This is a genomic window from Candidatus Endoriftia persephonae (assembly GCF_023733635.1).
GTDB classification, from domain to species: domain Bacteria; phylum Pseudomonadota; class Gammaproteobacteria; order Chromatiales; family Chromatiaceae; genus Endoriftia; species Endoriftia persephonae.
The window spans coordinates 493,482-517,457 of the sequence record NZ_CP090569.1; the positions used below are offsets into that span (position 1 = coordinate 493,482).

The 23,976-nt window shown below is 59.5% G+C and carries 28 protein-coding genes and 2 pseudogenes; 21 read left to right on the plus strand and 9 right to left on the minus strand.

Annotation, left to right across the window (positions count from 1 at the left end):
- Positions 1-4: 4 nt before the first annotated feature.
- The 3 genes from flgN to flgA form a co-directional block, all read right to left on the minus strand.
- A complete protein-coding gene (flgN, locus tag L0Y14_RS02355) occupies positions 5-493 on the minus strand; it encodes a flagellar protein FlgN (RefSeq protein WP_005962931.1) in 489 nt (162 codons plus the stop codon).
- Positions 494-507: 14 nt separating this feature from the next.
- The gene (flgM, locus tag L0Y14_RS02360) at positions 508-813 is read right to left on the minus strand and encodes a flagellar biosynthesis anti-sigma factor FlgM (protein ID WP_005962927.1); all 306 of its coding nucleotides are present in this window, start codon (positions 811-813) and stop codon (positions 508-510) included.
- Between the two features lie 136 nt (positions 814-949).
- Positions 950-1,681, minus strand: a complete 732-nt coding sequence (gene flgA, locus L0Y14_RS02365) for a flagellar basal body P-ring formation chaperone FlgA (RefSeq protein WP_005962924.1) — start codon at positions 1,679-1,681, stop codon at positions 950-952.
- Between the two features lie 319 nt (positions 1,682-2,000).
- Between flgA and flgB the strand changes: the two genes are divergently transcribed.
- From flgB to pseC, 13 genes and pseudogenes are all read left to right on the plus strand, one after another.
- On the plus strand, positions 2,001-2,390 hold the full coding sequence (gene flgB, locus L0Y14_RS02370; RefSeq protein ID WP_006473587.1) for a flagellar basal body rod protein FlgB: 390 nt from the start codon (positions 2,001-2,003) through the stop codon (positions 2,388-2,390).
- A 2-nt stretch (positions 2,391-2,392) separates the two neighbouring features.
- Positions 2,393-2,806: a flagellar basal body rod protein FlgC gene (flgC, locus tag L0Y14_RS02375; protein ID WP_005962918.1), complete on the plus strand. Its 414-nt coding sequence runs from the start codon at positions 2,393-2,395 to the stop codon at positions 2,804-2,806.
- A gap of 10 nt (positions 2,807-2,816) precedes the next feature.
- A complete protein-coding gene (locus L0Y14_RS02380; protein WP_006473588.1) occupies positions 2,817-3,488 on the plus strand; it encodes a flagellar hook assembly protein FlgD in 672 nt (223 codons plus the stop codon).
- 28 nt (positions 3,489-3,516) lie between these two features.
- Positions 3,517-4,779: pseudogene (gene flgE, locus L0Y14_RS02385) on the plus strand (flagellar hook protein FlgE).
- A 13-nt stretch (positions 4,780-4,792) separates the two neighbouring features.
- Positions 4,793-5,533 (plus strand): flagellar basal-body rod protein FlgF, encoded by a 741-nt coding sequence (gene flgF, locus L0Y14_RS02390; protein ID WP_005962909.1) that lies wholly within the window; start codon positions 4,793-4,795, stop codon positions 5,531-5,533.
- 76 nt (positions 5,534-5,609) lie between these two features.
- The gene (flgG, locus tag L0Y14_RS02395; protein ID WP_005962906.1) at positions 5,610-6,395 is read left to right on the plus strand and encodes a flagellar basal-body rod protein FlgG; all 786 of its coding nucleotides are present in this window, start codon (positions 5,610-5,612) and stop codon (positions 6,393-6,395) included.
- A 15-nt stretch (positions 6,396-6,410) separates the two neighbouring features.
- Positions 6,411-7,121, plus strand: coding sequence for a flagellar basal body L-ring protein FlgH (gene flgH / locus L0Y14_RS02400; protein WP_005962903.1), 711 nt, complete (start codon positions 6,411-6,413; stop codon positions 7,119-7,121).
- Between the two features lie 13 nt (positions 7,122-7,134).
- Positions 7,135-8,259, plus strand: a complete 1,125-nt coding sequence (locus L0Y14_RS02405; protein ID WP_006473592.1) for a flagellar basal body P-ring protein FlgI — start codon at positions 7,135-7,137, stop codon at positions 8,257-8,259.
- Entirely contained in the window at positions 8,259-9,203 is a 945-nt protein-coding gene (gene flgJ, locus L0Y14_RS02410) for a flagellar assembly peptidoglycan hydrolase FlgJ (protein ID WP_005962896.1), read from the plus strand. Before L0Y14_RS02405 ends, flgJ begins: the two co-directional genes overlap by 1 nt.
- Before the next feature lie 47 nt (positions 9,204-9,250).
- The gene (gene flgK / locus L0Y14_RS02415; RefSeq protein ID WP_006473593.1) at positions 9,251-11,245 is read left to right on the plus strand and encodes a flagellar hook-associated protein FlgK; all 1,995 of its coding nucleotides are present in this window, start codon (positions 9,251-9,253) and stop codon (positions 11,243-11,245) included.
- A 3-nt stretch (positions 11,246-11,248) separates the two neighbouring features.
- Positions 11,249-12,154: a flagellar hook-associated protein FlgL gene (flgL, locus tag L0Y14_RS02420; RefSeq protein WP_005962887.1), complete on the plus strand. Its 906-nt coding sequence runs from the start codon at positions 11,249-11,251 to the stop codon at positions 12,152-12,154.
- A gap of 117 nt (positions 12,155-12,271) precedes the next feature.
- The gene (gene pseB / locus L0Y14_RS02425; RefSeq protein ID WP_006473594.1) at positions 12,272-13,267 is read left to right on the plus strand and encodes a UDP-N-acetylglucosamine 4,6-dehydratase (inverting); all 996 of its coding nucleotides are present in this window, start codon (positions 12,272-12,274) and stop codon (positions 13,265-13,267) included.
- Positions 13,264-14,418 (plus strand): UDP-4-amino-4,6-dideoxy-N-acetyl-beta-L-altrosamine transaminase, encoded by a 1,155-nt coding sequence (gene pseC / locus L0Y14_RS02430; RefSeq protein WP_005962881.1) that lies wholly within the window; start codon positions 13,264-13,266, stop codon positions 14,416-14,418. Before pseB ends, pseC begins: the two co-directional genes overlap by 4 nt.
- On the opposite strand, the gene L0Y14_RS02435 is transcribed toward pseC, so the two are convergent.
- Positions 14,415-15,119, minus strand: coding sequence for a WbqC family protein (locus L0Y14_RS02435; protein ID WP_006473595.1), 705 nt, complete (start codon positions 15,117-15,119; stop codon positions 14,415-14,417). The genes pseC and L0Y14_RS02435 overlap by 4 nt on opposite strands.
- 49 nt (positions 15,120-15,168) lie before the next feature.
- Here L0Y14_RS02435 and L0Y14_RS02440 point away from each other — a divergent pair, with 49 nt between their 5' ends.
- The 8 genes from L0Y14_RS02440 to L0Y14_RS02475 all read left to right on the plus strand — a co-directional run bounded on the left by L0Y14_RS02440 (position 15,169) and on the right by L0Y14_RS02475 (position 19,947).
- Positions 15,169-16,236, plus strand: coding sequence for an N-acetylneuraminate synthase family protein (locus L0Y14_RS02440; RefSeq protein WP_005962874.1), 1,068 nt, complete (start codon positions 15,169-15,171; stop codon positions 16,234-16,236).
- A 31-nt stretch (positions 16,237-16,267) separates the two neighbouring features.
- Entirely contained in the window at positions 16,268-17,608 is a 1,341-nt protein-coding gene (locus L0Y14_RS02445) for a B12-binding domain-containing radical SAM protein (RefSeq protein ID WP_005962872.1), read from the plus strand.
- Between the two features lie 101 nt (positions 17,609-17,709).
- A complete protein-coding gene (locus L0Y14_RS02450; RefSeq protein ID WP_006473598.1) occupies positions 17,710-18,165 on the plus strand; it encodes an acyltransferase in 456 nt (151 codons plus the stop codon).
- A 103-nt stretch (positions 18,166-18,268) separates the two neighbouring features.
- Positions 18,269-18,406, plus strand: a complete 138-nt coding sequence (locus L0Y14_RS02455; protein ID WP_006473599.1) for a hypothetical protein — start codon at positions 18,269-18,271, stop codon at positions 18,404-18,406.
- Positions 18,372-18,524 (plus strand): hypothetical protein, encoded by a 153-nt coding sequence (locus L0Y14_RS02460; protein ID WP_006473600.1) that lies wholly within the window; start codon positions 18,372-18,374, stop codon positions 18,522-18,524. The genes L0Y14_RS02455 and L0Y14_RS02460 overlap by 35 nt, the downstream gene beginning before the upstream one ends.
- 8 nt (positions 18,525-18,532) lie before the next feature.
- Positions 18,533-18,727, plus strand: a complete 195-nt coding sequence (locus L0Y14_RS02465) for a hypothetical protein (RefSeq protein ID WP_005962861.1) — start codon at positions 18,533-18,535, stop codon at positions 18,725-18,727.
- Positions 18,728-18,848: 121 nt separating this feature from the next.
- A complete protein-coding gene (locus L0Y14_RS02470; RefSeq protein WP_005962858.1) occupies positions 18,849-19,436 on the plus strand; it encodes a hypothetical protein in 588 nt (195 codons plus the stop codon).
- 1 nt (position 19,437) lies between these two features.
- Entirely contained in the window at positions 19,438-19,947 is a 510-nt protein-coding gene (locus L0Y14_RS02475; RefSeq protein ID WP_006473602.1) for a peroxiredoxin family protein, read from the plus strand.
- A gap of 201 nt (positions 19,948-20,148) precedes the next feature.
- Here L0Y14_RS02475 and L0Y14_RS02480 read toward each other — a convergent pair.
- The 5 genes and pseudogenes from L0Y14_RS02480 to L0Y14_RS16365 all read right to left on the minus strand — a co-directional run bounded on the left by L0Y14_RS02480 (position 20,149) and on the right by L0Y14_RS16365 (position 23,913).
- Positions 20,149-20,877, minus strand: a pseudogene (locus L0Y14_RS02480) (ABC transporter ATP-binding protein).
- Between the two features lie 118 nt (positions 20,878-20,995).
- Positions 20,996-21,463: an ABC transporter permease gene (locus L0Y14_RS02485; RefSeq protein ID WP_305790614.1), complete on the minus strand. Its 468-nt coding sequence runs from the start codon at positions 21,461-21,463 to the stop codon at positions 20,996-20,998.
- Between the two features lie 5 nt (positions 21,464-21,468).
- Positions 21,469-22,662, minus strand: coding sequence for a CmpA/NrtA family ABC transporter substrate-binding protein (locus L0Y14_RS02490; RefSeq protein ID WP_006473606.1), 1,194 nt, complete (start codon positions 22,660-22,662; stop codon positions 21,469-21,471).
- A gap of 381 nt (positions 22,663-23,043) precedes the next feature.
- The gene (locus L0Y14_RS02495) at positions 23,044-23,388 is read right to left on the minus strand and encodes an ANTAR domain-containing response regulator (RefSeq protein WP_006473607.1); all 345 of its coding nucleotides are present in this window, start codon (positions 23,386-23,388) and stop codon (positions 23,044-23,046) included.
- A gap of 402 nt (positions 23,389-23,790) precedes the next feature.
- Positions 23,791-23,913, minus strand: coding sequence for a hypothetical protein (locus tag L0Y14_RS16365; protein ID WP_006473608.1), 123 nt, complete (start codon positions 23,911-23,913; stop codon positions 23,791-23,793).
- Positions 23,914-23,976: the final 63 nt, after the last annotated feature.

The window sequence follows — 23,976 nt, forward strand, 5'->3', positions numbered from 1 at the left end:
AGTCTCAGGCTTTACCCAGTGAGTGCGAGTGGCTGTGGCTGCGGGACTCGCCGCTGGGGCCGTAGGACTTCTGGTTTTCGCCGATGCCGCGCAGGATATCGAGCCCCTGTGCAGCCTGGCGCTGGCTGAGGGTGAGCAGCCCGCCGTTGATCCCGTTCTGCTTCTGACTGGCATCGACCTGCTCGAGAAACGCTTGCCACTGTTGTTGTAATAGCCCGGAGCCGTCCAGCTGCTCGATCAGCTTCCTGGTTTCTTCTCCATTGTTGTTCAGCCCCAACTCGCGGAGTAACCGGTTGTGCGCCTCAACGGCTTGGGCCACGTTGAGGATCTGCTGCTCCTTCTGCTGGTTGAGCGCCTCCAGTTGCTCTGCCGGGGCGGTGCTTTTCAGCAAGGCATACTCCTGCTTGAGAAGCGCCAGCAGTTGCTCGGTCGCTTCACTCTCCCGCTGCAGGATGCGGGAGAATCTTTCCCGGAGTTTGGGGTGATTATCCATGAGGAGGCCTTGGATCAGGCCAGGGCACGTTCCATCTCCAACAGATTTTCGGCTGAGTCATCCGGGTTTACCTTGTAGCTACCGGTGGCCAGGGAGCGCTGGGTGCTCTCCACGCGCTGGGCATCGACGACCGGCATCTTGGAGATCTTCTGCTCAAGCTGTTGAAGCTGCGAGGCGGAACTGGTCAGGCTGACGCTGTCGGCCTGGCGGCCAGGGGTGGCCCGGGTGGTTTCTGATGGTTGATTTGCACGATTGGCGGATGCGCTGTCAATGGTGCCCTGCAGCGCGCTGCTGGAAAGACTGCTGATCTCAATTGCCATCGATTTTCCTCTGAATACATTAATCCTAATGCTGTGTTCGGCTAAATCTCAGGATACTTTAGCACTCAGAAAAGGCATTGAGGAGGTTGCTTACTAACACCCTCCAGTAAAATCCTGGTGTCTGTATATCCTGCTTTCAATCTGCCCGCACTAGACTGGCGGATATCACCCGGGCCTGCAGCTTCCGCTTGGAGCTGAGGTTCTGCACCTTGATCAGATCGCCTGGATTGCCATTGGACAGCGCCTTGCCCTTCATCTGCACGCTGATGTCGCTGTTGCCTGCGATGATGGTGACCTGTTGTCCGCGGCGAATGGTTTTGTTGACGACCAGCAGGCTGGGCGTGACCGGTCTGTCGCGACGCAGCGTGCGCTTTAGGGTTCTGCCAGTCACCTCGGCGATGCTGTCGAAATGACCGCGCAGCAAATGGCTTGTCTCCTGTTCAACCAGCTTTACATCGTTTGGGCCGATGGCGGCGCCCCGAGCCAGATCCCGTTTTGCCACCACCACCTTGCCGATCACGCCGATCTCGGCTGAGACATAGAGGGTCCAGGGTTTCGGGCTTTCACATTTGATGCCGACCGTGGTTCGGCCCTGGCTGCGTGCGCCGGGCGGGGAGAAGCTCTGCAAAGGGGTCTCGCAACGGTTGAGTTTGAGGCGGTGGTCGAGGGGCAGCAGCTTGAGGGTGATCCGTTCCGGGCGGTCGGCGGTTTGCATCTTCAGATAGGCCTCTGCCGCCTGGATGATGGTGGCGTGGGGCTGGCTGGACCCCCCAGCCGGGGCGTTCGTGCTGATTAGAAGAAGGGTGAATAAGATTAACCCGGAGCAGAGGCTGCTGCGGGGCACGTATCGGTTGGCTGTGATCTGCATGGGAATTTGCCCTGATTTCTATTTCGGCTGCCATTAAGAGGTGCAAATTGTGTGCCGTTTGCCTGTTGGCGTGGGCGCCCCTGATTTTGGGGCAGATCTCTTACGCTGAATGTTCGTTCAATCGATCGGCCCCCGCTCAGGGGCGGCAACCCTTGCCGCCTGGCGGTGGATGTTTGCCGCAAATCTGCCTGGATCTGTCGCGGCTGAGCATCTCGTATCCCGCTGCAAACCTTGTGGTTGCTAGGTTGCGGCGCTGCATTGCGGTGTGTGGCATGTATTCTGCTGAAGAGAGGTGAGTTCTATCTCTTGGGAGCGCACCATGAATCTTGACGACGCCTTCGGCATCCATCCCCAGGCCCTGCTGCTGCGCGCGCGACGCAGTGAGCTAATCGCCAGCAACCTGGCGAACGCCGATACCCCTGGCTATAAGGCACGGGATTTCGACTTCCATAAGGTGCTGCAGCAGGCGCAGGGCGAGCCGGTGCGCCTGCGGACTACACATCCCAGCCACATCCAGGACGAGCAGGGTGTCGTGCCGCCGACACAGATGCTCTATCGCATCCCATCGCAGCCCTCCCTCGACGGCAATACGGTGGAGACCGAGCGGGAGCAGAGCACCTTCGCCTCCAACTCGCTGGAGTACCAGGCCAGCCTGCGTTTTCTCAACGGCAAGATCAGCAGCCTGCGCCAGGCCATAAAAGGTGAATAGCCATGTCGATGTTTAAGATCTTCGATACCGCGGCCAGTGGCATGAGTGCCCAGAGCCTGCGTCTTAACCTAGTGGCCAGCAACATGGCCAATGTCGATGCGGTGAGCAGCAGCATCGACGAGACTTACCGTGCCCGTCAGCCGGTGTTCCGCGCCATGGTTGATCAGTTCAACCCGGATGCGCCTGCCGTTGGCGTCAGCATGGTGGGGGTGATCGAGAGCCAGGCGCCGCTGATCCGGGAGTATGCGCCGGATCACCAGATGGCGGATGAAGCGGGCTACATCTTCCGCCCCAACGTCAATCCGGTGGAGGAAATGGCCAACATGATCTCTGCCTCCCGTTCCTACCAGGGCAATGTGGAGGTGGCCAGTGCCGCCAAGCAGCTGCTGATGGCAACCCTGCGTATGGGCCAGTAAGGAGAAGCTGATGGAAACTATACAGAGCAACGAAGAACTTTTTAGCAGCCTGGGATTTAGTGCCACCCCGCAGGAGCCGGTCGATCAGGGGCTGGAGATGGAGGATTTCATGAACCTGATGGTCACCGAGCTGACCCATCAGGATCCCTTCAAGCCGATGGAGAATACTGAGCTGGCGACGCAGATCTCCCAGTTCGCCGCAGTCTCCGGCATCGACGATCTAAACAAGTCATTTACTGGCCTTAGCTCCAGCATCACCTCCGATCAGGCGCTACAGGCCGCCAATTTGTTGGGGCGCCAGGTGCTGGTGCCGAGCAGTGCCGGCTGGTTTGGCAGTGGTGACACCCTGAAAGGCTCCATCGAGCTTCCCTCTAATGCCAGCAATGTCACCCTGCGCATCACCAACTCAAACGGTGCGCTGGTGCGGGAGCTGGAGCTGGGTAGCCATGAGGGTGGTGCGCTGGCTTTTAGTTGGGATGGCTACGATGACCAGGGCGATTTTGCCGGCTCCGGCCTCTATCAAGTCACAGCCCAGGCCACCGTCGATGGTGCAGAGATGGCCCCGGCAGTGCATGTGGCGGCTGAGGTGGAGAGCGTCAGTCTGGGCGGTAGTGGTGGGGTGCGCCTCAATCTGGTCGGCCTTGGACAGGTTTCGATGAACGATGTGAAAGAGATCTACTGAACCGATTAAATGAATCAGGAGAAATAAGATGGCATTTCGTATTGCACTCAGCGGACTGGCCGCAGCCACCACCGACCTGGAAGTGACCGGCAACAATATCGCCAACTCGAGCACCACCGGCTTCAAGGAGTCGCGTGCCGAGTTTGCCGACATCTTTGCCTCCTCTATCTCCGACGCCAGCAATGCCACGTCGGGACAGGGAGTACGCACCACCAAGGTGGCGCAGCAGTTCCGCCAGGGCAGTATCGAGTTCACCGCCAACAATCTTGATCTGGGCATCAATGGTGAGGGCTTTTTTACCATGGAACAGCCCAACGGTGATCGCAGCTATACCCGTGCGGGTGCCTTCAATGTGGATCGCAACGGCTATGTGGTGGACCATACTGGCTCACGCTTGCAGATATTCCCGCCGGTGGATGCCGACGGCACCAGCTTCAACACCGGCACAACAGTGGACCTCAATCTGCCGGTGGTCTCCGGCGCGCCGGGCGCCACCTCACAGGTGACTGCATCGCTCAACCTGGGGGCCGCGGAGGACGTGCCGACGGTAGCCTTCAATGCCGCCAGTTATCCACCAAACCCACTCAGCTAAAACCATTCCACCGCCACCACCATCTACGACTCCCTGGGCAGTGCTCACAGCATGAATATCTTCTACCGCAAGGTGGCAGATAATCAGTGGAACGCCTTCACTTATGTGGATGGTAACAATGTCACGGTGGGAGGCAATGCAGCGGCCGATATCCGCTTCAGTAGCAACGGCGCCCTGAGTACAGGGGCGGGTGATGTGACCAGCGGCGGGCTGGTGCCGCTGGATACCTTTACTCCCAGTGGTGGTGCGGCGCCGATTAGCGGGCTCAATTTCAACTACGTCAACACCACCCAGTTCGGCTCCAGTTTTGCGGTCAACGATCTGACCCAGGACGGTTTCACCTCCGGGCGCCTCAGCGGTGTCGACGTGGACAGCGAGGGAGTGGTGTTCGCCCGCTTCACCAACGGCCGCTCGGTGGGGCTGGGCAAGGTGGCGATGGCGCGTTTCAACAATAACCAGGGGCTGCGCCAGGTCGGTGACACCCGCTGGGTCGAGTCGTTTGCCTCTGGCGATGTGCAGCTCGGTGAGGCGGGTACCTCCAGCTTTGGCCTGATGCAGTCCGGGGCGCTGGAGAACTCTAACGTGGATCTCGCTGAGCAGCTGGTCAATCTGATCACCGCGCAGCGTAACTTCCAGGCCAATGCCCAGGTGATCACCACCGCTGACGCGGTCACCCAGTCGATCATCAACCTGCGCTGATAGGAGCTGAATTATGGACCGCATGCTTTATGTCGCGATGAGCGGGGCCAAAGAGACCCTGCTCGCCCAGGCGAACAACAACCACAATCTGGCCAACGTCAACACGCCAGGTTTTATGCAGGACCTCAACCAGTTCCGCAGCATGCCGGTGTTTGGCAGCGGCTATCCGACGCGAGTCTACGCGATGGACGAACGCCCCGACATCAGCTTCATCAAGGGCAGCCTACAGAGCACCGGCAACGATCTGGATCTGGCAGTGAAGGGAGCCGGCTTCATTGCGGTGCAGGCACCCGATGGCACAGAGGCCTACACACGTCGCGGTGACCTGAAGGTGGACGCCAATGGCATGCTCAGCAACGGCGAAGGTTTGCCGGTGATCGGCAATGGCGGGCCGATTTCCTTGCCGCCCCACGAGCAGATCGAGATCGGCAGTGACGGCACCATCACCATCTTGCCGCTGGGGGCCACCCCAGAAGCGCTGGCAGTGGTTGACCGCATCAAACTGGTCAACCCACCGATGCAGGAGATGATGAAGGGCGAGGATGGCCTGATGCGTATGAAAGATGGCGCTGAGGCCGAGGCAGATGCCGCTATGGAGCTGGTCTCAGGCGCGTTGGAGAGCAGCAATGTCAATATCGCCGACGCGTTGGTCAACATGATTGAACTGTCGCGACGCTTCGAGATGCAGGTGAAGATGATGAAAAATGCCCAGGAGCTCGACGCCGCCTCGGCCACTCTGCTGCGTCAGGCGTAATCTTGGCAGGTAAATTGCAACTTCTTTAGGCAGAGACAAACGATCGAATGCCCCAAGGGGCGGACAGGAGAAGATCATGTACCCGGCACTCCGGATAGCAAAAACCGGTCTTGATGCACAGCAGACCAACATGTCGGTGATCGCCCACAATCTGGCGAACGTCAACACTACCGGCTACAAGCGTGACCGGGCGGTGTTCAACGACCTGATCTATCAGAACCTGCGGCAGGTGGGAGCCCCGTCGAGTGAGAGCACAGAGCTTCCCTCTGGCCTGATGGTGGGCACCGGTGTGAAGGTGGTGGCGACCCAGAAGCAGCATAGCCAGGGCAACATTGTGCAGACTGGCAATAGTCTCGATGTGGCGATCCAGGGCAAGGGCTATTTCCAGGTCCTGCATCCCGACGGCAGCATCGTCTACTCTCGTGACGGCACTTACAGCCTCAGCGCAGACGGCGTGGTGGTGACCCCCAACGGCTATCAGCTGCAGCCGGCGATGACCGTACCCAATGACGCCACCAGCGTCACCATCGGTAGCGATGGCATCGTCTCGGTGCTGCAGGCGGGCAACACCGACCCGACCCAGATCGGCCAGATCGAGCTGGCCTACTTCGCCAATCCCCAGGGGCTGGAACCGATCGGCGATAACCTGTTTCGTGAGAGTGCCGCCAGTGGTGGGGTGAACACCGCGATCCCCGGCAGTGACAGCACCGGCACCCTGATGCAGGGGGCGCTGGAGAGCTCCAACGTCAACGTGGTGGAGGAACTGGTCAACATGATCGAGACCCAGCGCGCCTACGAGATGAACTCCAAGGCGATCTCCACTACCGATGAGATGCTCTCCTACATCAACAACCAGCTCTGATGAGGGAGGTGTGAAATGAGGCCTGCAATCGCCAGACTGAGCCTGATTAGCCTCACGCTGCTGCTGGCTGCCTGCCAGACTAGCGGCCCGGTGCGCGACATCAACTACGCGCCGGTGCGCCCGGTGACGCCGCCGCCGGCGCCTTCCGGCAACGGCTCAATCTATCAGGGCGGGCACGAAGTGAGTTGGTTTGAGGATATGCGCGCACGCCGGGTTGGGGATTTGCTCACCGTGATCCTCTCCGAGAGCACCTCCGCCAACAAGTCGGCGAAGAGCGGGACCAAGAAGTCCAACAGCAACACCATCGCCAACCCGACCATCTTCGGTTCCACTCCCCAGTTCAACACCCCGGGGCTGATCCCGCTGGCCAGTAACGACAATAATACCCTTGCCTTCTCTACCTCTGCGGCGAACGACTTCAAGGGTGAAGGTTCTGCCTCCCAGAGCAACGCCATCACCGGCAACATCACGGTCAGCGTGATCGAGGTGCTGCCCAACCGCAACCTGATGATCCGTGGCGAGAAGCGTATCGGCATCAACCAGGGCAACGAGTACATCCGTCTCTCCGGCATCGTGCGTTCCCAGGACATCAGCCCGGAGAACCAGGTGGAGTCGTCACGCATCGCTGATCCCACCATCATCTATGTGGGTGATGGCCAGCTTGCCGACAGCAACGCTATGGGCTGGTTGGCGAAGTTCTTTATCAGCCCAATCTTCCCCTTCTGAGTGGAGCAGTGCCATGACCCGACAGCGACTCAATAATCTGACCGCACTCCTGCTTCTGATGAGCCTGGTGGTGGTTGCGGCCCCGGTAGCGGCAGAACGCATCAAGGATCTGGCCTCGATCCAGGGGGTGCGTGGCAACCAGTTGATCGGCTATGGCCTGGTGGTGGGGCTCAACGGTACCGGCGATAAGGACACCGACTCTCCCTATACCCTGAACAGCCTGCGCAATATGTTGCACCAGTTCGGCGTGCAGATACCCGCTGGCACCAAGATCAAGCCGAAGAATGTCGCGGCGGTGATCGTGCATGGTGAGCTGCCACCCTTTAGCAAGGTGGGGCAGCGTATCAATGTCACCGTCTCCTCTCTGGGCAATGCCAAGAGTCTGCGTGGCGGCACCCTGTTGATGACTCCGTTGAAGGGCGCCGACGGTAACAACTACGCCATGGCCCAGGGCAACCTGGTGGTGGGCGGGCTCAGTGCCGAGGGCCAGGACGGCTCCAGGATCACCGTCAACATCCCTAGTGCCGGGCGTATCCCGAATGGCGCCACGGTGGAGCGTGAAGTGCCGAACAACTTCAACACTGGGCGCTATGTCACCCTCAACCTGCACGATGGCGACTTCACAACCGCGATGCGGTTGGCTGAGTCGGTCAACCTGACCCTTGGCCCGGGCACTGCCAAGCCGGTGGACTCCACCTCGATCCGTGTCAGTGCCCCCATCGATCCAGCGCAGAAGGTGAGCTTCATCGCCATGCTGGAGCAGCTCGAGGTGCAGCCCGGTACGGCACCGGCTCGGGTCATCATCAACTCGCGCACCGGCACGGTGGTGATCAACAGCCAGGTGCGGGTCTATCCGGCGGCAGTTTCCCACGGCAATCTGGTGGTGAGCATCAGCGAGAGTGCCGAGGTCTCCCAGCCCGGCGCCTTCTCTCCCGGTCAGACCACGGTGGTGCCGCAGAGCGATGTGGCGGTGGAGGAGCAGGGTGGCAATCACATGTTCCTGTTCAACCCCGGGGTGTCGCTGGATGAGGTGGTCAAGGCGGTCAACGAGGTGGGTGCCGCACCCAGTGATCTGGTGGCGATCCTCGAGGCACTGAAAGAGGCCGGCGCGCTGCGTGCTGAGCTGCTGGTGATCTGATGAACGCTCTGCCCGCCAGTGTCTATACCGATTTTCAGGGGCTGGCCGCGCTCAAGCATCAGGCGCGCCAGGATCAGGCAGGCTCCCTGGCCCAGGTGGCCCGGCAATTCGAATCGCTGTTCATGCAGATGATGCTGAAGCAGATGCGCCAGGCAAACCTGTCGGAGGGGTTGCTGGAGAGCAACAATACCCGCTTCTATCGTGATATGTACGATCAGCAGCTGGCGCTGCACCTCTCCGAGAGTGGCGGACTGGGCATCGGTGCGATGCTGCAACGCCAGCTTGGTGGGCAGGTAGATGAAACCAGCAAGCCGATTTCCGGGCTCGATAGCTATCGGGATCACCCGGCAGCGGTGATGCCAAGTGGGCTGCACGGTAAAAAGCTGAAGAGTGGCGGGGCGGAAGCCACTGTCTCGTCAGCACCGGCACCGGCAGCGTCGCTCGACACTCCTGAGGCGTTTGTTCGCAATCTCTGGTCCAGCGCTGAACAGACCGCTGCCGCAGTCGGGCTGGAACCTGAAGCGCTGCTCGCCCAGGCGGCGCTGGAGACCGGCTGGGGCCAGCATCTGATCCACACTGCCGATGGGCGCAGCAGCCACAATCTGTTCAACATTAAGGCCGATGCACGTTGGCAGGGGGAGCGGGTGTTCCGCGAGACCCTGGAGTATATCGACGGCGTAGCTGTGAAGCGGCGTGAAGCGTTTCGAGTCTACGACTCCTACCAGCAGAGCTTTCAGGACTATCTGGCCTTTCTCAGCGGCTCACCCCGTTATGCCGAGGCGATGCAGCAGAGTGGTGACAGTGCGGCCTATTTCAGCGCGCTGCAGCAGGCTGGTTACGCTACCGATCCGCACTACGCGAAGAAGGTGTTGCGGGTGATGGGTGGGGAAGAGATGCGTCAGGCCCTGGTCCCTATTCAGGGGCAGGGTAATAGGCCGATATAAGGTGGTGGGATGCTGATTTTGGTGACTGAGAGAGAAGAGGTGAAGACGTGGCTTCCATCCTGAACATTGGAGTCTCTGCGCTGAAGACCTATCAGCAGGCGCTCAACTCCACCGGCCACAACATCGCCAACGTCAACACTCCGGGTTACAGCCGACAGGTGATCAATCTGTCGAGCCGTGACCCGGAGCTGACCCCGGCGGGCTGGCTCGGCACCGGTGTCGAGCTGCATGGCATCAACCGCCAGTATGATGACTTCACCGCCAAGCGGGTGCGCGATGGCCGCTCCACGGTCGGCGAACTGGATGCCTTCTACAGTAATGCGCAGCGTCTCGATAGCATCCTCGCTGATCCGGCAGTAGGGTTGTCGCCGGCGCTCAATGACTTCTTTAATGCCATGCAGGAGTTGGCGGACGATCCCGCTTCGATCCCCTCGCGTCAGTTGCTCCTGGCGGAGAGCCGCTCGCTGGTGGAACGCATGCACGATCTCGATCAGCAGTTTGCGGATAGTCAGGCTCAGGTCAACCGACGCCTCGACGATGTGGTGCAGGAGATAGACCGGCTTGCCGAGTCGATCGCTAACGCTAACGATGCCGTGGTGAGCGCCCTCGGTCACGGCAGTCATCAGACCCCCAACGACCTGCTGGACCAGCGTGACGAGCTGATCAACGAGCTCTCTGACCTGGTTAACATCACCACGGTTGAGCAGTCGGATGGTGCGATGAATGTCTTTATTGGTCGCGGCCAGGTGTTGGTGGTGGGCAATGTGGCGTCGGATATCTCCACTGTTAGTTCCCCCGCCGATGCTTCGCAGCGGGATGTGATCTTCTCCAACGACTTCGGTGACACCAATATCAGCAGCGAACTGGATGGGGGCGAGCTGGGTGGGCTGCTGAGTTTTCGTCGTGAGATGCTCGACACCACCCGTAACCAGCTGGGCCTGGTGGCGCTCGGCATCTCGATGCAAATGAACCAGCAGCATCAGCTTGGCATCGACTTGGATGGCGACGTGGGCGGCGCGATTTTCTCCACGCCGGAGATCCAGGTGTTGGGTAACGCGAATAACAGTGGCGGTGCGGTGACTGCCAGCTACGGCACACTCTCTGATCTGACCGCGAGCGACTATAAGCTCGAATATGATGGTGGCAACAGCTACACTTTGCGGCGGCTCTCCGATAACACCACCACCAGCATCGATACCGGCGGAGCCTCTCCGTTTACCACCGCCGAGATCGATGGCTTCAGCCTGACCATCGACTCCAGTGGGGTGGCGCAGGGTGACTCCTTCCTGATTCGTCCCAGCCGCGGCGCGGCGGACAGCATGCAGCTGCTGATCGACGATGTGCGTGGCTTCGCCGCCGCTGGTCGTCTGCAGTCGGCGGTTGCCATCGACGCCAGTGGCAACCCGGTCAACAGTGGCACGGCAGTGATCAGCCAGCCGAGCATCAGCAGCGGCAGTGGGTTGCCACTGGCGGCCAACATGGTTTTCAGCTTCTCTGACGATGCGGATGGCGCCGGCAATTCGGGGTTTGTGATCAGCAACGGTCCGGCTCCACCCAACAACTACATCCTCTATGATCCGGCCACCGAGAGCGCCGGCAAATCCTTTCCCTCCAGCGCCAATCCGAGCCAGTTCGACAGTTTTGGCGGGCTCAGTTTTAGGATCTCCGGCACCCCGACGGTGGGTGACCAGCTGATCGTCCGAAACAACACCAATGCTGCCACCGGTGATAACCGCAACGCTTTGGCGCTGGCGGCGATGCAGTCCCAGGATCGTATGTTGAATCTGAGCGCCAGCTATTCTGAAGTCTATTCGCAGCTGGTGGCTGGGGTGGGTGCCTCGACCCGCCAGGCAGAGGCGAGCCTGGCCGCCCAGGAGGGGCTGCTGGAACGCAATCGGGCCTCACAGGAAGAGGTCTCCGGGGTCAACCTGGATGAGGAGGCGGCCAAACTGGTGCAGTTTCAGCAGGCATATCAGGCCTCAGCAGAGATGATCAAGGTGGCCAATTCATTGTTTGATACGCTGCTCTCAGCAGTGAGGTAATCTATGTCGCGGATGTCAACCAACCTGATTTTCGAGAATGGTCTCAACCGCATGCTTGAGACCCAGAGCAAACTGGTCAAGACGCAGCAACAGATCGCCACCGGACGGCGTGTGCTCTCCCCCCAGGACGACCCGGCCGCGGCTGCCTATATTCTTGGCCTGCGCAACACCATCTCCACCGTGGAGCAGTACCAGGACAATAGCGAGCGAGTGCGCGCCCGCCTGGAGCTGGAGGAGACCACCCTGCAAGGGGTTACTAACCTGTTGCCGCGTATCCAAGAGTTGGCGGTGCAGGGGCAGAACGATGCCCTCACCGCGGAGCAGCGCAACGCCATCGCCGAGGAGGTGCTGCTGTTGCGTGATCAGCTGTTCAGTCTGGCCAACACTCGTGACAGTAACGGTGAATACATCTTCGCCGGTTTCCAGGGGGGCTCTGAGCCCTTCGTCTCGGTCGGGGCCGGCAGCTACAGCTATCGAGGCGATATGGGGGAGCGCAGTCTGCAAATCTCCAATGGACGTTCGATCCAGGACCGCAACAACGGCTTCGATGTGTTTATGAATATCGACACCAGCACAGGCGCCAAGCGCAACCTGTTCGAGACTGTCGACCAGATCGCCGCCGGCATGCAGGCCAACAATCCCGATGCAGTGCTGATTGATGATATCCAGCGGGCGCAGGACCATCTGTTGCAGTTCAGGACCTCAGTGGGTGCCCGTCTCAACTCCACCTCCGAACAGTATGAGGTCAATGAAGACTTCCTGCTGACCATGCAGACTGCCAAGTCGGAGGCTGAGGATCTGGATATCACCGAGGCGGTGAGCCGCTACGAACGTCAACTGCAGGCGCTAAACGCGGCACAGCAATCGTTTATCAAACTGCAGGGGCTGTCGCTATTCAACTTCCTGTGAGTGGCCCTCTATCCTGACTGATCACTGGCGTTGCCAGGCGCTGCTGGCTATGCTTGCTGCAGCCTGGATTATGAGAAGCCTGTCACAGTTGAGGCTTCGCGGAAATTGAGCGAGTGGATGTTCTCCGATAAAAGCATATTGATCACCGGTGGCACCGGTTCCTTTGGCCAGTTCTGCGCGCGCACCCTGCTAGCGCGCTATCACCCCCGCAAGATAATCGTCTTCTCCCGCGATGAGCTGAAGCAGTTCGAGATGCAGCAGCTGCTGCATGCACCACAGATGCGCTACTTCATCGGCGATGTGCGGGATCTGCAGCGGTTGCGGCAGGCGATGCGCGGGGTCGATCTGGTGATTCACGCCGCCGCCCTGAAGCAGGTGCCGGCTGCCGAATACAACCCGATGGAGTGCATAAAGACTAATGTGCACGGCGCAGAGAACGTGATCCAGGCGGCGCTCGATAACAACGTCGACAGCGTGATTGCGCTCTCCACCGATAAGGCCGCCAGCCCGATCAACCTCTACGGCGCCTCCAAGCTTGCCTCCGACAAGCTCTTCGTCGCCGCCAACAACATCGCCGGCGGTCAGCCGACCCGCTTTGCGGTGGTGCGCTACGGTAACGTCGCCGGCTCGCGGGGTTCGGTGATCCCCTTCTTCCGTAAACTGATCGACGAAGGGGCGGCCGCGCTGCCGATCACCGATGCGCGCATGACCCGTTTCTGGATCACCCTGCAGCAGGGGGTCGATTTTGTGTTGAAGGGCTTCGCTCGTATGCAGGGGGGCGAGATCTTCGTGCCAAAGATCCCCTCAGCGAGGATCACCGATATAGCCCAAGCGATGGCGCCGCAGCTGCCGATGCAGATTATCGGTATCCGTCCCGGCGAAAAGCTGCATGAGGTGATGTGTCCGCGGGACTGTTCGCATCTGGTCTCGGAATTTGATGACCACTTCGTGATCGCGCCGACCATCCGTTTTACCCATCCGGTGGATTACGCCCACAACCCGCTGGGAGAGAGCGGACGCGAGGTAGGCTGCGAATTCGAATACAGCTCTGGCAGCAATCCGCACTTTCTCACAGTGGATGAGATCGTCGAGCTGATTGACTCCCTAACATGATCCCCTACGGCCACCAGAGCCTTGACGAGAGCGACATCGATGCGGTGGCCGATGTCCTGCGTAGTGACTGGCTCACCCAGGGGCCGATGGCGCCGCGCTTTGGTCGGGCGGTGGCCGACTACTGCGGCGCCGCCTACGGGGTGGCGATGAGCAGTGCCACCGCCGGGTTGCATCTGGCCTGCCTGGCGTTGGGGCTGGGGCCGGGGGAGCGGCTCTGGAGCTCGCCGATTAGCTTTGTTGCCTCGGCCAACTGTGGCCGCTACTGTGGCGCCGAGGTCGATTTTGTCGACGTGGAGCCGGCCAGCGGCAACCTCTCGATCGATGCGCTGGAGCGCAAGCTGGAGCTGGCGGAACAACAGGGGCGGTTGCCGAAGGTTCTGGTGACGGTCCACTTCGCCGGTCAGCCGGTGGATCTGGCCGGCATTGACAGGTTGCGGGTGCAGTATGGTTTCAAGCTGATCGAGGATGCGGCCCATGCCCTGGGGGCCGGTTTCGCGGATTCCAGGATCGGCGACTGCCACTATAGTGATGCCACGGTCTTCAGCTTCCATCCAGTGAAACCGATCACTAGCGGCGAGGGTGGCGTGCTCACCACTAACGATCCAGAACTGGCGACGCAGGTGGGGCGGTTGCTGAGCCACGGCATCAGCCGTGATCCGGCGTTGATGCAGGGGGAGTCGGACGGCCCCTGGTACTACCAGCAGGTCGAACTGGGCTATAACTATCGCATGAACGATATCCAGGCTGCGCTGGGGCTGAGCCAGCTGCAGCGCCTCGATCAGTTTGTCGCGCGGCGCAGGGCGCTGGCGGAGCGTTACGAGCGGCTGCTCGCCGGTTTGCCGCTGACGCCCTTGGCGCGTCTGCCCGGACGACAGTCGGGCTGGCATCTCTATGTGGTGCGGCTCGATGCCGGGGCGGGCATCACACGCCGGCAGCTGTTTGAGGCGATGCGCGCCGCTGGCATCGGCGTCCAGGTGCACTATATTCCTATCCACCTGCAGCCCTACTATCGTGACCAGGGGTTTGCCGAAGGTGATCTTCCCGGGGCCGAGGCGTTTTATCAATCGGTGTTGACGCTGCCGCTCTATCCGGGGCTGAGTGAGGTGCAGCAGGACGAGGTGGTGGAGGCGCTGCAGCAGGCTCTAGCTTAGGGAGCCTCTGAATGAATCTGAGCGAGCAGGATTTTGAGGCTGGCCGGGCCCTGGTTGAAGAGTAGATCGACCGCGCTCATGTAGGGCTCGAATCTGCTTTGGATCTGGGTATAGCGGGGGTGTTGGTAGTCGTCGAACTCCACCTGAATGCCAGCGTCGGAGAAGGCGTCGAGATCCAGGTAGTCACGGCCAAACGGGCCAGAGAGGTAGCGGTCGGCGCCACAGCTGCGGCAGAGATTGAGCAGCAGCTGGCTCTTTTCGCCGTCGACCATCAGCTGCGAACTGCGTAACAGAGGGGTATTGATGGCAAAGGCGTCGAGCAGGTAGCGGGTGAGGTGTAGATTAAGGTCGATGAGATACTGCCAATCTCGTTGGTAGCTGGCCTCGAAAAAGCCGGCATGCTCGGCAAAGTAGGGCGCTTTGGCGTAGTTGAAGCGCAGGCTGTCCCAATGTTTGCGACGCCAGCGCGGGTCGTCGGCCAGCGTTAAGCGGTGGATGACCAGATCGCCAAAACGGTGGCGGGTCTTGACCGGTACCGTGAGCCAGCACCAGCCATCGTGGGTGCGGATGCGGTTGCGATTGACCATGCTGTTCTTTTCAAACTGCACATGGTCCAGGATGACGTGCAGATCGGAACGGGCGATGCGTTGGAAGTAGCCCAGCCAGGGCAGATAGGCGGGTTGGTTGATGGAGAGGATCATCGCGCAGGTGCCGGGGTTGGGTTGAGAGTGAGTGAGAGATGGTAGCGAAATGACAGAGATCCAGATAGGCGGACGGGTGATTGGCCGGCATCAGCCACCCTTCATCATCGCTGAGACGGGGATCAACCACTGCGGCGATCTGGAGCGTGCCTTCAAGATGATTCGCGCTGCCCGGCAGGTTGGGGCGGATGCGGTCAAGTTTCAGACATTTCAGGCGGAGGAGTTTTGCAGCGATCCTCAGCAGACCTACAGCTACCGCTCCCAGGGGCGTGAGGTGACCGAGTCGATGCTGGAGATGTTTCGCCGCCACCAGTTCGAGCCGGAGCAGTGGCGGCAGATCTGCGACTGTTGCGACGAAGAGGGAATCATCTTCCTCTCCACGCCGCAGAACCGCAGCGATCTGGATCTGCTGCTGGAGCTGGAGATCCCGGCGATCAAAGTCGGTTCCGATGATTTTACCAATCTGCCGCAGTTGCGCGACTATGCCTCCACTGGCCTGCCGATGATCGTTTCCGCTGGCATGGCCGACCTGGACGAGGTGGAGCAGGCGCTGCGGGCCATCGGCACGTTCAAGGGCCACCCGACAGTATTGCTGCACTGCGTTTCCCAATACCCGGCGCCGCCAGAAGATGCCAACCTGCGCAAGCTGACTAGCCTGCGGCGTGAATACCCTGAGCTGATCCTGGGTTACTCGGACCACACCCAGGGGGTGTTGGGGGCGGTGCTGGCGGTGGCATTCGGCGCGCGGGTGTTCGAGAAACACTTCACCCTTGATCACGATCTGCCAGGGCCGGACCATTGGTTCTCGGCGGATATCGGTGAGCTGCAGCAGTGGGTTGAGGCAGTCCGCCAGGCCCATCGGATGCTCGGCAGTGAAGCGGTGGAGCCGACAGCGGTGGAACGTAAGCACCGTGATGCGTTTCGTCGCAGCGTGGTAGCGATCCGTAATATTTCCAAGAATGAGCCCTTCTCGCCTGAGAATCTGGGTGTCCGGCGTCCGGGTAGCGGCCTGAAACCGAACCATATGGATGCATTTTTTGGCCACCGGGCGACCCGCACCATCGCCGCCGGTGAGTTGATCCACTGGTCTGACCGGGAGGGCAACTGGGTTGATTGAACTGCGCTGGCTGGTGGAGAGAGACGACTGAATGGCCAAGATCGACATGCTGCTGGTCTACCCCAAGGCCACCAAAGATTCACCCGTCAATCTGACGCCGCTCTCCATCCTCTATCCTGGCGCGCTGTTTGAGTCCCAGGGCAAGCGGGTCGCCTATTTTGACGCACGCTACGATCCACCGGAGCTGCTCGACGAGCTGATCGGCGAGGCGGACGAGATTGGCGTCAGTTGCTTCACTGGCTACCAGACCGGCCAAGCGGCACGCATCCTGAAACACGCCAAGCGCCTCAAGCCTGGCATCATCACCGGGGTCGGCGGCCACCATGCCCGCATCCTGCCGGAGCAGTGCCTGAGCGAGCCGTTTGTCGACAAGGTCTGGCGGGAGCGGGTCTACGGCGAACACCTCTTTCCCTACAACGAACGCACCAAACACATGTTTGCGCGCGGTGACATGCAGTATTTCACCTCGCGAGGCTGCCCCTTCCCCTGCACCTTCTGCGCCCTCACCTCGCCCTGGAAGCCGAAACCGATCGACGAACTGGAGCGGGAACTGAAGATCATTCACCACGATGTGGGCTTCGACGAGATCTCCTTCAGCGACCCGAATATCGGCTTTGGTGTCTGGAAGGATGACGAGGGCAGGAACGTGCGTATGGACCGGGTCAGACGCATCCAGGAGATAGGCCGGCTGATGCGCGACCTGGGGGTGCGCTGGGACGGCAATATACGGGCCCCCTACCTGTCGCCGGAGATGGTGGAGGCGCTGGTGGAGGCCAGTTGCTTCTCCATCGAGATCGGCTGCGAATCGGGCAACGACCACTTCCTGCGCAAGGTGATCCGCAAGGGGCATGGCGTGAAGGCGATCTGTGAGGCGGCGCAGAACGTGCGCGGCTCCGGGGTCTCGATCATGTACAGCTTTATCGCCAACATGCCGCGCGAGACCCCGGCGATGCTGCGCGATACCCTCGACCTGATCGACTGGATTGTCGATACCGATCCGGATGCGCGGGTCTCGATCTACAACTACGCTCCCTATCCCGGCTCGCCGATGTATGAGGATGCGCTGGCCGGGGTCGACGGCTATCCGCGCTTCGAGCCGCCCGCCAGCATGGAGGGGTGGGGCAGGCTGAAACTGATGCAGTCGCCGATTTACTGGATCGCCGGGCTCAACTTCCGCATGGACAACACTCGCAAGAACTTCCCTGGTGACGACTGGCGGCTGATCGAACCCTACGTCGAGCTGGCCCGCGACAAGTGGCAGCGGCGCGATGTGGCTGAGTTTCCCTGTGATGAGGTGGAGCGGCTGATCGAGGCGCAGGTGCAGAAACGGCGCGCCGGGGATGCTTTGATGTTGGCCGAGGCCGGGGTCTGAAGCCCGCCATGGAACGTCTACGTCTTTTGTGTTTCCACGGTGGATAGGCTTTTCAATTTGAGCATTGGCGAACAGCATAACTTGTGTGGCGAGGAGCAACCATGAACCTGGCTGAGTTCGGCAATCTGTTTATCCGCTTCATCCAGTTCAAGAAGAATCCCTTCCACCCGCTGGTCTGGATCAATGGTGAGCCGGAACTGGGCAAGAATGTCTCAGTGGGGGGGATGTCGGAGATCAACGCCACCGGGGCGCGGCTGGTGATCGGTGACGATTGCGACATCGCTTCCTTCGTGGCGATCAATTGTGTCGACTCTCACAAGCACTGCATCGGTATCTCAGATGAGGTGGAGCGGCGGGATATCATCATCGAAAACAATGTGTTCATCGGTTCTCACGCTGTGGTCAAGGGCGGGGCGATGATTGGCCACCACTCGGTTGTTGCCGCAGGCAGCGTAGTGGATGGGGTGACCATCCCCCCCTACTCTCTGGTCTATGGTAATCCGATGCAGGTGAAGGCCGGTTACTATCGGGAGCGGTGTCAGGGATGCCTAAAATGATATTTTCAGATGAGTGGAGGCAGGCCTGCGCCACCGGCCATCAACATAGTATCTGGTCCTGGTCAGATCTGCTCTCTCTCTATCTCGCCACTGCGCCAGACACATGCTCAACTCGAATGTGCTGGAGCTGGGTACCGGAGCGGGTGCCAATATCAGTTTGTTCCTGCAGCAGGGGCTGAGCTACTACGGTATCGAGGGGGAGTGCGATGGCGGTCGAGTGGTTGCGGGAACGTTTTCCTGAGTATGCCGAGACGATTGCCTGCGGCGATTTTACTCGTGAGATCCCCTGGCCGGGGCCCTTCGCCCTGATCGTCGATCGTGCCTCACTGATCCATAACACCACCGTCGCCATTCAATAGACCTTGGAGTGCTGTTACGATCGCCTCAGCCCGGCCGGTTCTTTCTCGGGGTCAACTGGTGCTCCACCGCCTACTCTGAATTCGACAAGGGCGAGCCGGCGGAGGACGCGCAGACAAAGCGCGGTTTTCGTTCAGGCCCTTTTTCCGGGGTGGAGTGGGTCCACTTCTCAGAGGAACTGCACTTGCAGGAGCTATTTGGTTGATTTGAGCTGCTGTTTCTGGAATATACCCGCAAGCAGCGCCTGATCGATCCGCAGGAGCATGACTTTAAGTTTGCCTCCTGGAGTCTGCTGGCGCGCAAGCCGGGATAGTTGATAACGAACGATGATGCACAAAAGAGAACTTTTTCGCTGGTTCCTATGCGTGGCACTGCTGCCCGCCAGCGGGTTTGCCAGGGTGGAGAAGACGGTTGACCCAACTACCCAACTCAGTAGTTGGAAACTGTCACAGGCGGGCCTTGAGCTGAAGCTGGTCCAGCGCCTGCCGGATCAGACTCGGGGCTTTTTTCAGGCGCGGGGCTTTTCCAAGACCATAGCGGACCAGATCGCCACCCACTGTGTGCTGCAAACTATCGCCAGAAACCGCGCCAGCGATGCCGCTGCTGGAGCGATTAGTATCGATCTCAACGAATGGCGCATCCGCCAGGGGGATAAGGTCCGGGGGCTCAAACTGAAAGAGAGCTGGGATGCGGAGTGGGGCGACGACCAGGTGAGTGCGGCCTCCCGCATCGCCTTTCGCTGGGCGACCTTCCCAACCCGGCAGACCTTTGAACCTGCCGGGGACTATAACTGGGGTATGACAAGCTTTGGGCCGCTGCCCGGAAGCCGCTTCGATCTGAAAGTGGTTTGGAGAGAGGGCGATGAGCAGAAAATCGTATGGATAGAGGCGCTCGAGTGTGCGGAAGATCGTTAAGATGAACAAAACTATCATTGGAACTTTTTTGGCGTCTCTGTTGCTGCTGTTTTGCAGCCGACTCGCTGCTGAGCAATTGCTGACGCGTCTTACAGATCAGCCGGAGGCGCCCGCTTTTGATCTGCCGGATATGGATGGTGAGGCGCACTCGCTGGCAAGTTACAGAGGGCGGCCGGTGATCGTGAATTTCTGGGCGACTTGGTGCCCACCCTGCCGTGCCGAGCTGCCGTCGATGAATCGTGGCTGGGCGAAGATCAAGGATCAGGGAATCGCGATGATCGCGATCAACGTGGGCGAGGATGAGGAGACCATCTTCAGCTTCATGGGCGACTACCCGATCGACTTCCAGGTGTTGCTCGACCAGTCGGGCCAGACTATCCAGCGCTGGCCGATCAAGGGCCTGCCCACCACCTTTGTGATTGATCCAGAGGGGCGGCTGGTCTACCGCGCCATCGGCGGCCGCGAGTGGGACGCCGATGAACTGCTCGATCTGGTGCGCAAACTGAAGTGAACATGTATAGGCCGAGCCATGCCCGACATCATGCGTGATTTCAGCGGGTTGCAAGTGACGGCCATGGGCCGCCCTATCTTTATTTAATTGCCGGATTAACAATACGGCGGTCTTTCATTTTGAGCCCCCATCAGTGGGAAACGGGCAGACATGGCCGCTGTTGCCTTCAGAGCGCTGCTATCGCGCTAATCATCAGATCCATCAGCCAGCAACGAGGCTCAGTGCAGGTTCCTCTCCATCACTTTCGTTATCGTCGTTACTGGCCGGAACGCCCGGTTGCGTATGGCGTTCGTGCAGGAACTTGACCACTTCGACGCGGTAGTGATTGTAAGTTGGGTTCTCGGCCAAGGTCAGGCGATCACGCGGGCGCGGCAGGTCGATATCGAGGATCTCGCCGATGGTGGCCGACGGGCCGTTGCTCATCATCACGATACGATCAGAGAGCAGCACCGCCTCGTCCACGTCGTGGGTGATCATGATCACAGTGTTGTTGAGCCGCGCCTGGATCTCCATCAACGAGTCCTGCATGTGGGTGCGGGTCAGGGAGTCGAGGGCGCCGAAGGGTTCATCCATCAGCAACACCTTGCGCTCCTACTTTGACTTGGTCTTCTTGAAGAGCTGATCGACCGCTAGGCACACGTTGTCGTAGACGCTGAGCCAGGGCATCAGCGAGTGGTGCTGAAATACCACGGCACGATCGGGGCCGGGTTCAGTCACCTCTTTGCCTTCCAGAATCACGCCACCCTCTGTGGCATTCAACAGACCGGCGATGATATTGAGTACGGTGGATTTACCGCAGCCCGAGTGGCCGATCAGCGAGATGAACTCGCCCTGTTTTACCTCCAGCTTGACGTCTTTCAGCACATTCAGCGGACCGTTATCGGTGGGGAAGGTGATGCTGATGTGGTCGATGTTCAGATAACTGTTCATTTCATTGCACCTTGTGCGATTCACAATCGTTGTTTATTCCGGCTTTCAATTTTCAACTTGTAGATCTGTCTTTAGCCGGGCATGTCCGGATAAAGGCAGATCTAGATTGCGGCTTGCGTTAATGAAGAACTGCGTTCTTGTCCCAGCTGGTTCTGCGTTGCAGCATCAACATGCCGCGGTCGAGCAGGAAGCCGATGAGGCCGATCACCAGTACTGCGACCATGATGCGCGCTAGCGAGTTGGAACTGCCGTTCTGGAACTCGTCCCAGACGAACTTGCCGAGGCCGGGGTTCTGCGCCAGCATCTCGGCAGCGATCAGTACCATCCAGCCGATGCCCAGGGAGAGACGCAGGCCGGTGAAGATCATCGGCATGGCGGAGGGCAGGATGATCTTGAAGGTTTTGGTGGTGGCGTTAAGACGCAGCACGCGGCTGACGTTGATCAGATCCTTGTCGACACCGTTCACGCCCACCGTAGTATTGATGATGGTCGGCCAGAGGCAGCAGAGGGTGACGGTGATCGCCGAAGTGAGAAATGACTTGGAGAATGCCGGGTCGTTGCTCACATGGACGGCAGATACCACCATGGTGACTAGTGGTAGCCAGGCGAGTGGCGATACCGGTCGGAGATCTGGCCCCAGCGCCGCATCTGAGTCAGGTACCAGACCGCATCGGAGTCGTAGGGATAGGTGGCGTTGTAGCGGAAGAAGACGTTGAAGTCGGGCACTTCGCGCTTGTCGCCCTTCTCATATTCGAAGGTGCCGGTCATGGAGTTGGCGATCACATCGTAGTCTGCACCCACGTAGTTGGACTGGGAGAGGATCTTTACCGCCTCGGGACGGTTGGCGTTGTTGTTGTCGTCGAGCCACTTGCCGGCACGGATCAGCGCCTTCACAACACGCACGGTGGTGTTGGGGTACTTCTCGGTGAACGCTTTGGTCATGCCGAAGACCTTCTCAGGGTTGTCCTTCCAGATCTCGTAGTCGGTGACAACCGGCACACCGATACCCTTGAATACTGCCTGCTGGTTCCAGGGTTCACCCACGCAGTAACCGTAGATGGTGCCTGCCTCCAGGGTGGCTGGCATCTGCGGTGGTGGAGTGACAGAAAGTAGAGCGTCGGCCTTCATGGTGCCGCTGGTATCGCCCTTGTGTGGTGCGTAGTAACCGGGGTTGATGCCACCGGCCGCCAGCCAGTAACGCAGCTCATAGTTGTGGGTGAAGACGGGGAATACCATGCCCATCTTGAAGGGCTTGCCCTCTTCCTTGAACTTGTCGACCACTGGTTTCAGCGCATCGGCTTTGATCGGGTGTACCGATTTTCCGTCGGGCTGTTTCGGTACATACGGTTTCATTTGTTTCCAGGTTTCGTTGGAGACGGTGATGCCGTTGCCATTTAGATCCATGCTGAAAGGGGTGATGATGTGCGCCTTGGTACCGAATCCGATGGTGGCGGCCAGCGGCTGACCGGCCAGCATGTGGGCACCGTCGAGCTGGCCGTCGATGGTGCCGTCGAGCAGTACCTTCCAGTTGGCCTGGGCCTCCAGGGTGACGTAGAGGCCTTCATCCTCGAAGTAGCCCTTCTCATAGGCGATGGCGAGCGGTGCCATGTCGGTCAGTTTGATGAAGCCGAACTTCAGCTCCTCTTTTTCTGGGTCGCCAATCTCTGCCCTTACCGCGGCGCTGCCTAAGATCATTCCGCCGATGACACTGGCGGTGGCCAGAGCCAGCAGGCTCTTTTTCAGAAAACCACGGCGACCGTGGTTGCCGTTGTTCGACTGTTTCATCTTGCTTGTTCCTCAGTTGCCTAAAGACAAAAAAAGGCGTCGCACCCGCCGTACCTCTATTGAGGTGTGCTTGGGTGGACGCCTTTGTCCGGAGCTGCGCGACCGTCATTGGTGCGTAGCTAAAATTTTTTTGTCAGCCCTCTATCGCCGTTGATGGAGGGTTGTAGGGTTTTCGACATAATTGTCGATATGACGCCGCTTTCATTGCAGGGGGCGTGCCAAAAACGAATAAGTCTGATCCAGCCTTTATCTAGTGGGTGTTTGTGTTCGACTGGGAAGGTCTGGTAAGCGGTTGGCCGGCGCTGACTGCTTCATGATGAAGCATTAGCGGCCTCTGATGGAGCAAAATGGGGCAGTTCAGTGAGAGGGGGTGATAGCCTGTTAGGCGAGTAGTTCTATCGAGGTGATCAGGTTGCGCGCCACATCCGCCAGCCGCTGATTGTTGCTCATCGCTGTCTTGCGCAGCAGTTGATAGGCTGTCTCTTCATCGCATCCTTTGCTTTTCATCAGCAACCCCTTTGCCCGCTCGATCAACTTGCGTTCTTCCAGGGAGGTCTTGATGCGACTCAGCTCATCCTTGAGCGACTGATGTTTGCGGAAACGGGCGATGGCCACCTCCAGTAGCGGTTTGATGCGCTTGTCAGCCAAGCCATCGACTACATAAGCACTGACGCCCGCTTCTATGGCCTGTTGGATGATGTTGCTATCGGCATCGTCGGCGAACATGAGTACCGGTCTTGGGGTGTCGCGGGAGATTCAGCGCATCTGTTCCAAGGTGACCGGGCAGGGTGAATCGAGGTCGATGATGATCACATCAGGCTTCAACTCAGCTACTCGGCGACTGAGGTTTTGCTGCTGTGGAGAGCGGCGATTATCTCGTGTCCATCTTTGCCCAATGTCTGCTTGAGGATCGTTGAGCGTCCCTTGTTCTCATCGACAAGTAGAATTCTAAGGTTTGTTTCTGTGGACATGTGACTGGAAACTGCTGTCTGTGGTTTGCTGACCTGTCCGCTAAATAAGCAATTGTCGGACCAACTGCAAGGTAATTGTGGGCGGGGAGTCTGTTGTTGTGCCGGACGTTGCTGTGAGGTGGCACTCTTGAGATGAATGCCGAAAGTGAAAGCTGTGCTACAGGTTGCTTCCTGTATCGAGCATAAGTGCTGCCACCCGCTGGGCGCCCAGCCCATCGACAATCTTGAAGGCCCGTTGTGACATGGCGCTGAGGCTCTCGGCTGTTTGTGTGGTGATCATCCTGCGCAGCGCCTCGGCATCGTCTGTGGTGATTATTTGTGCTGCCCCGGTTTGAGCCAGGGT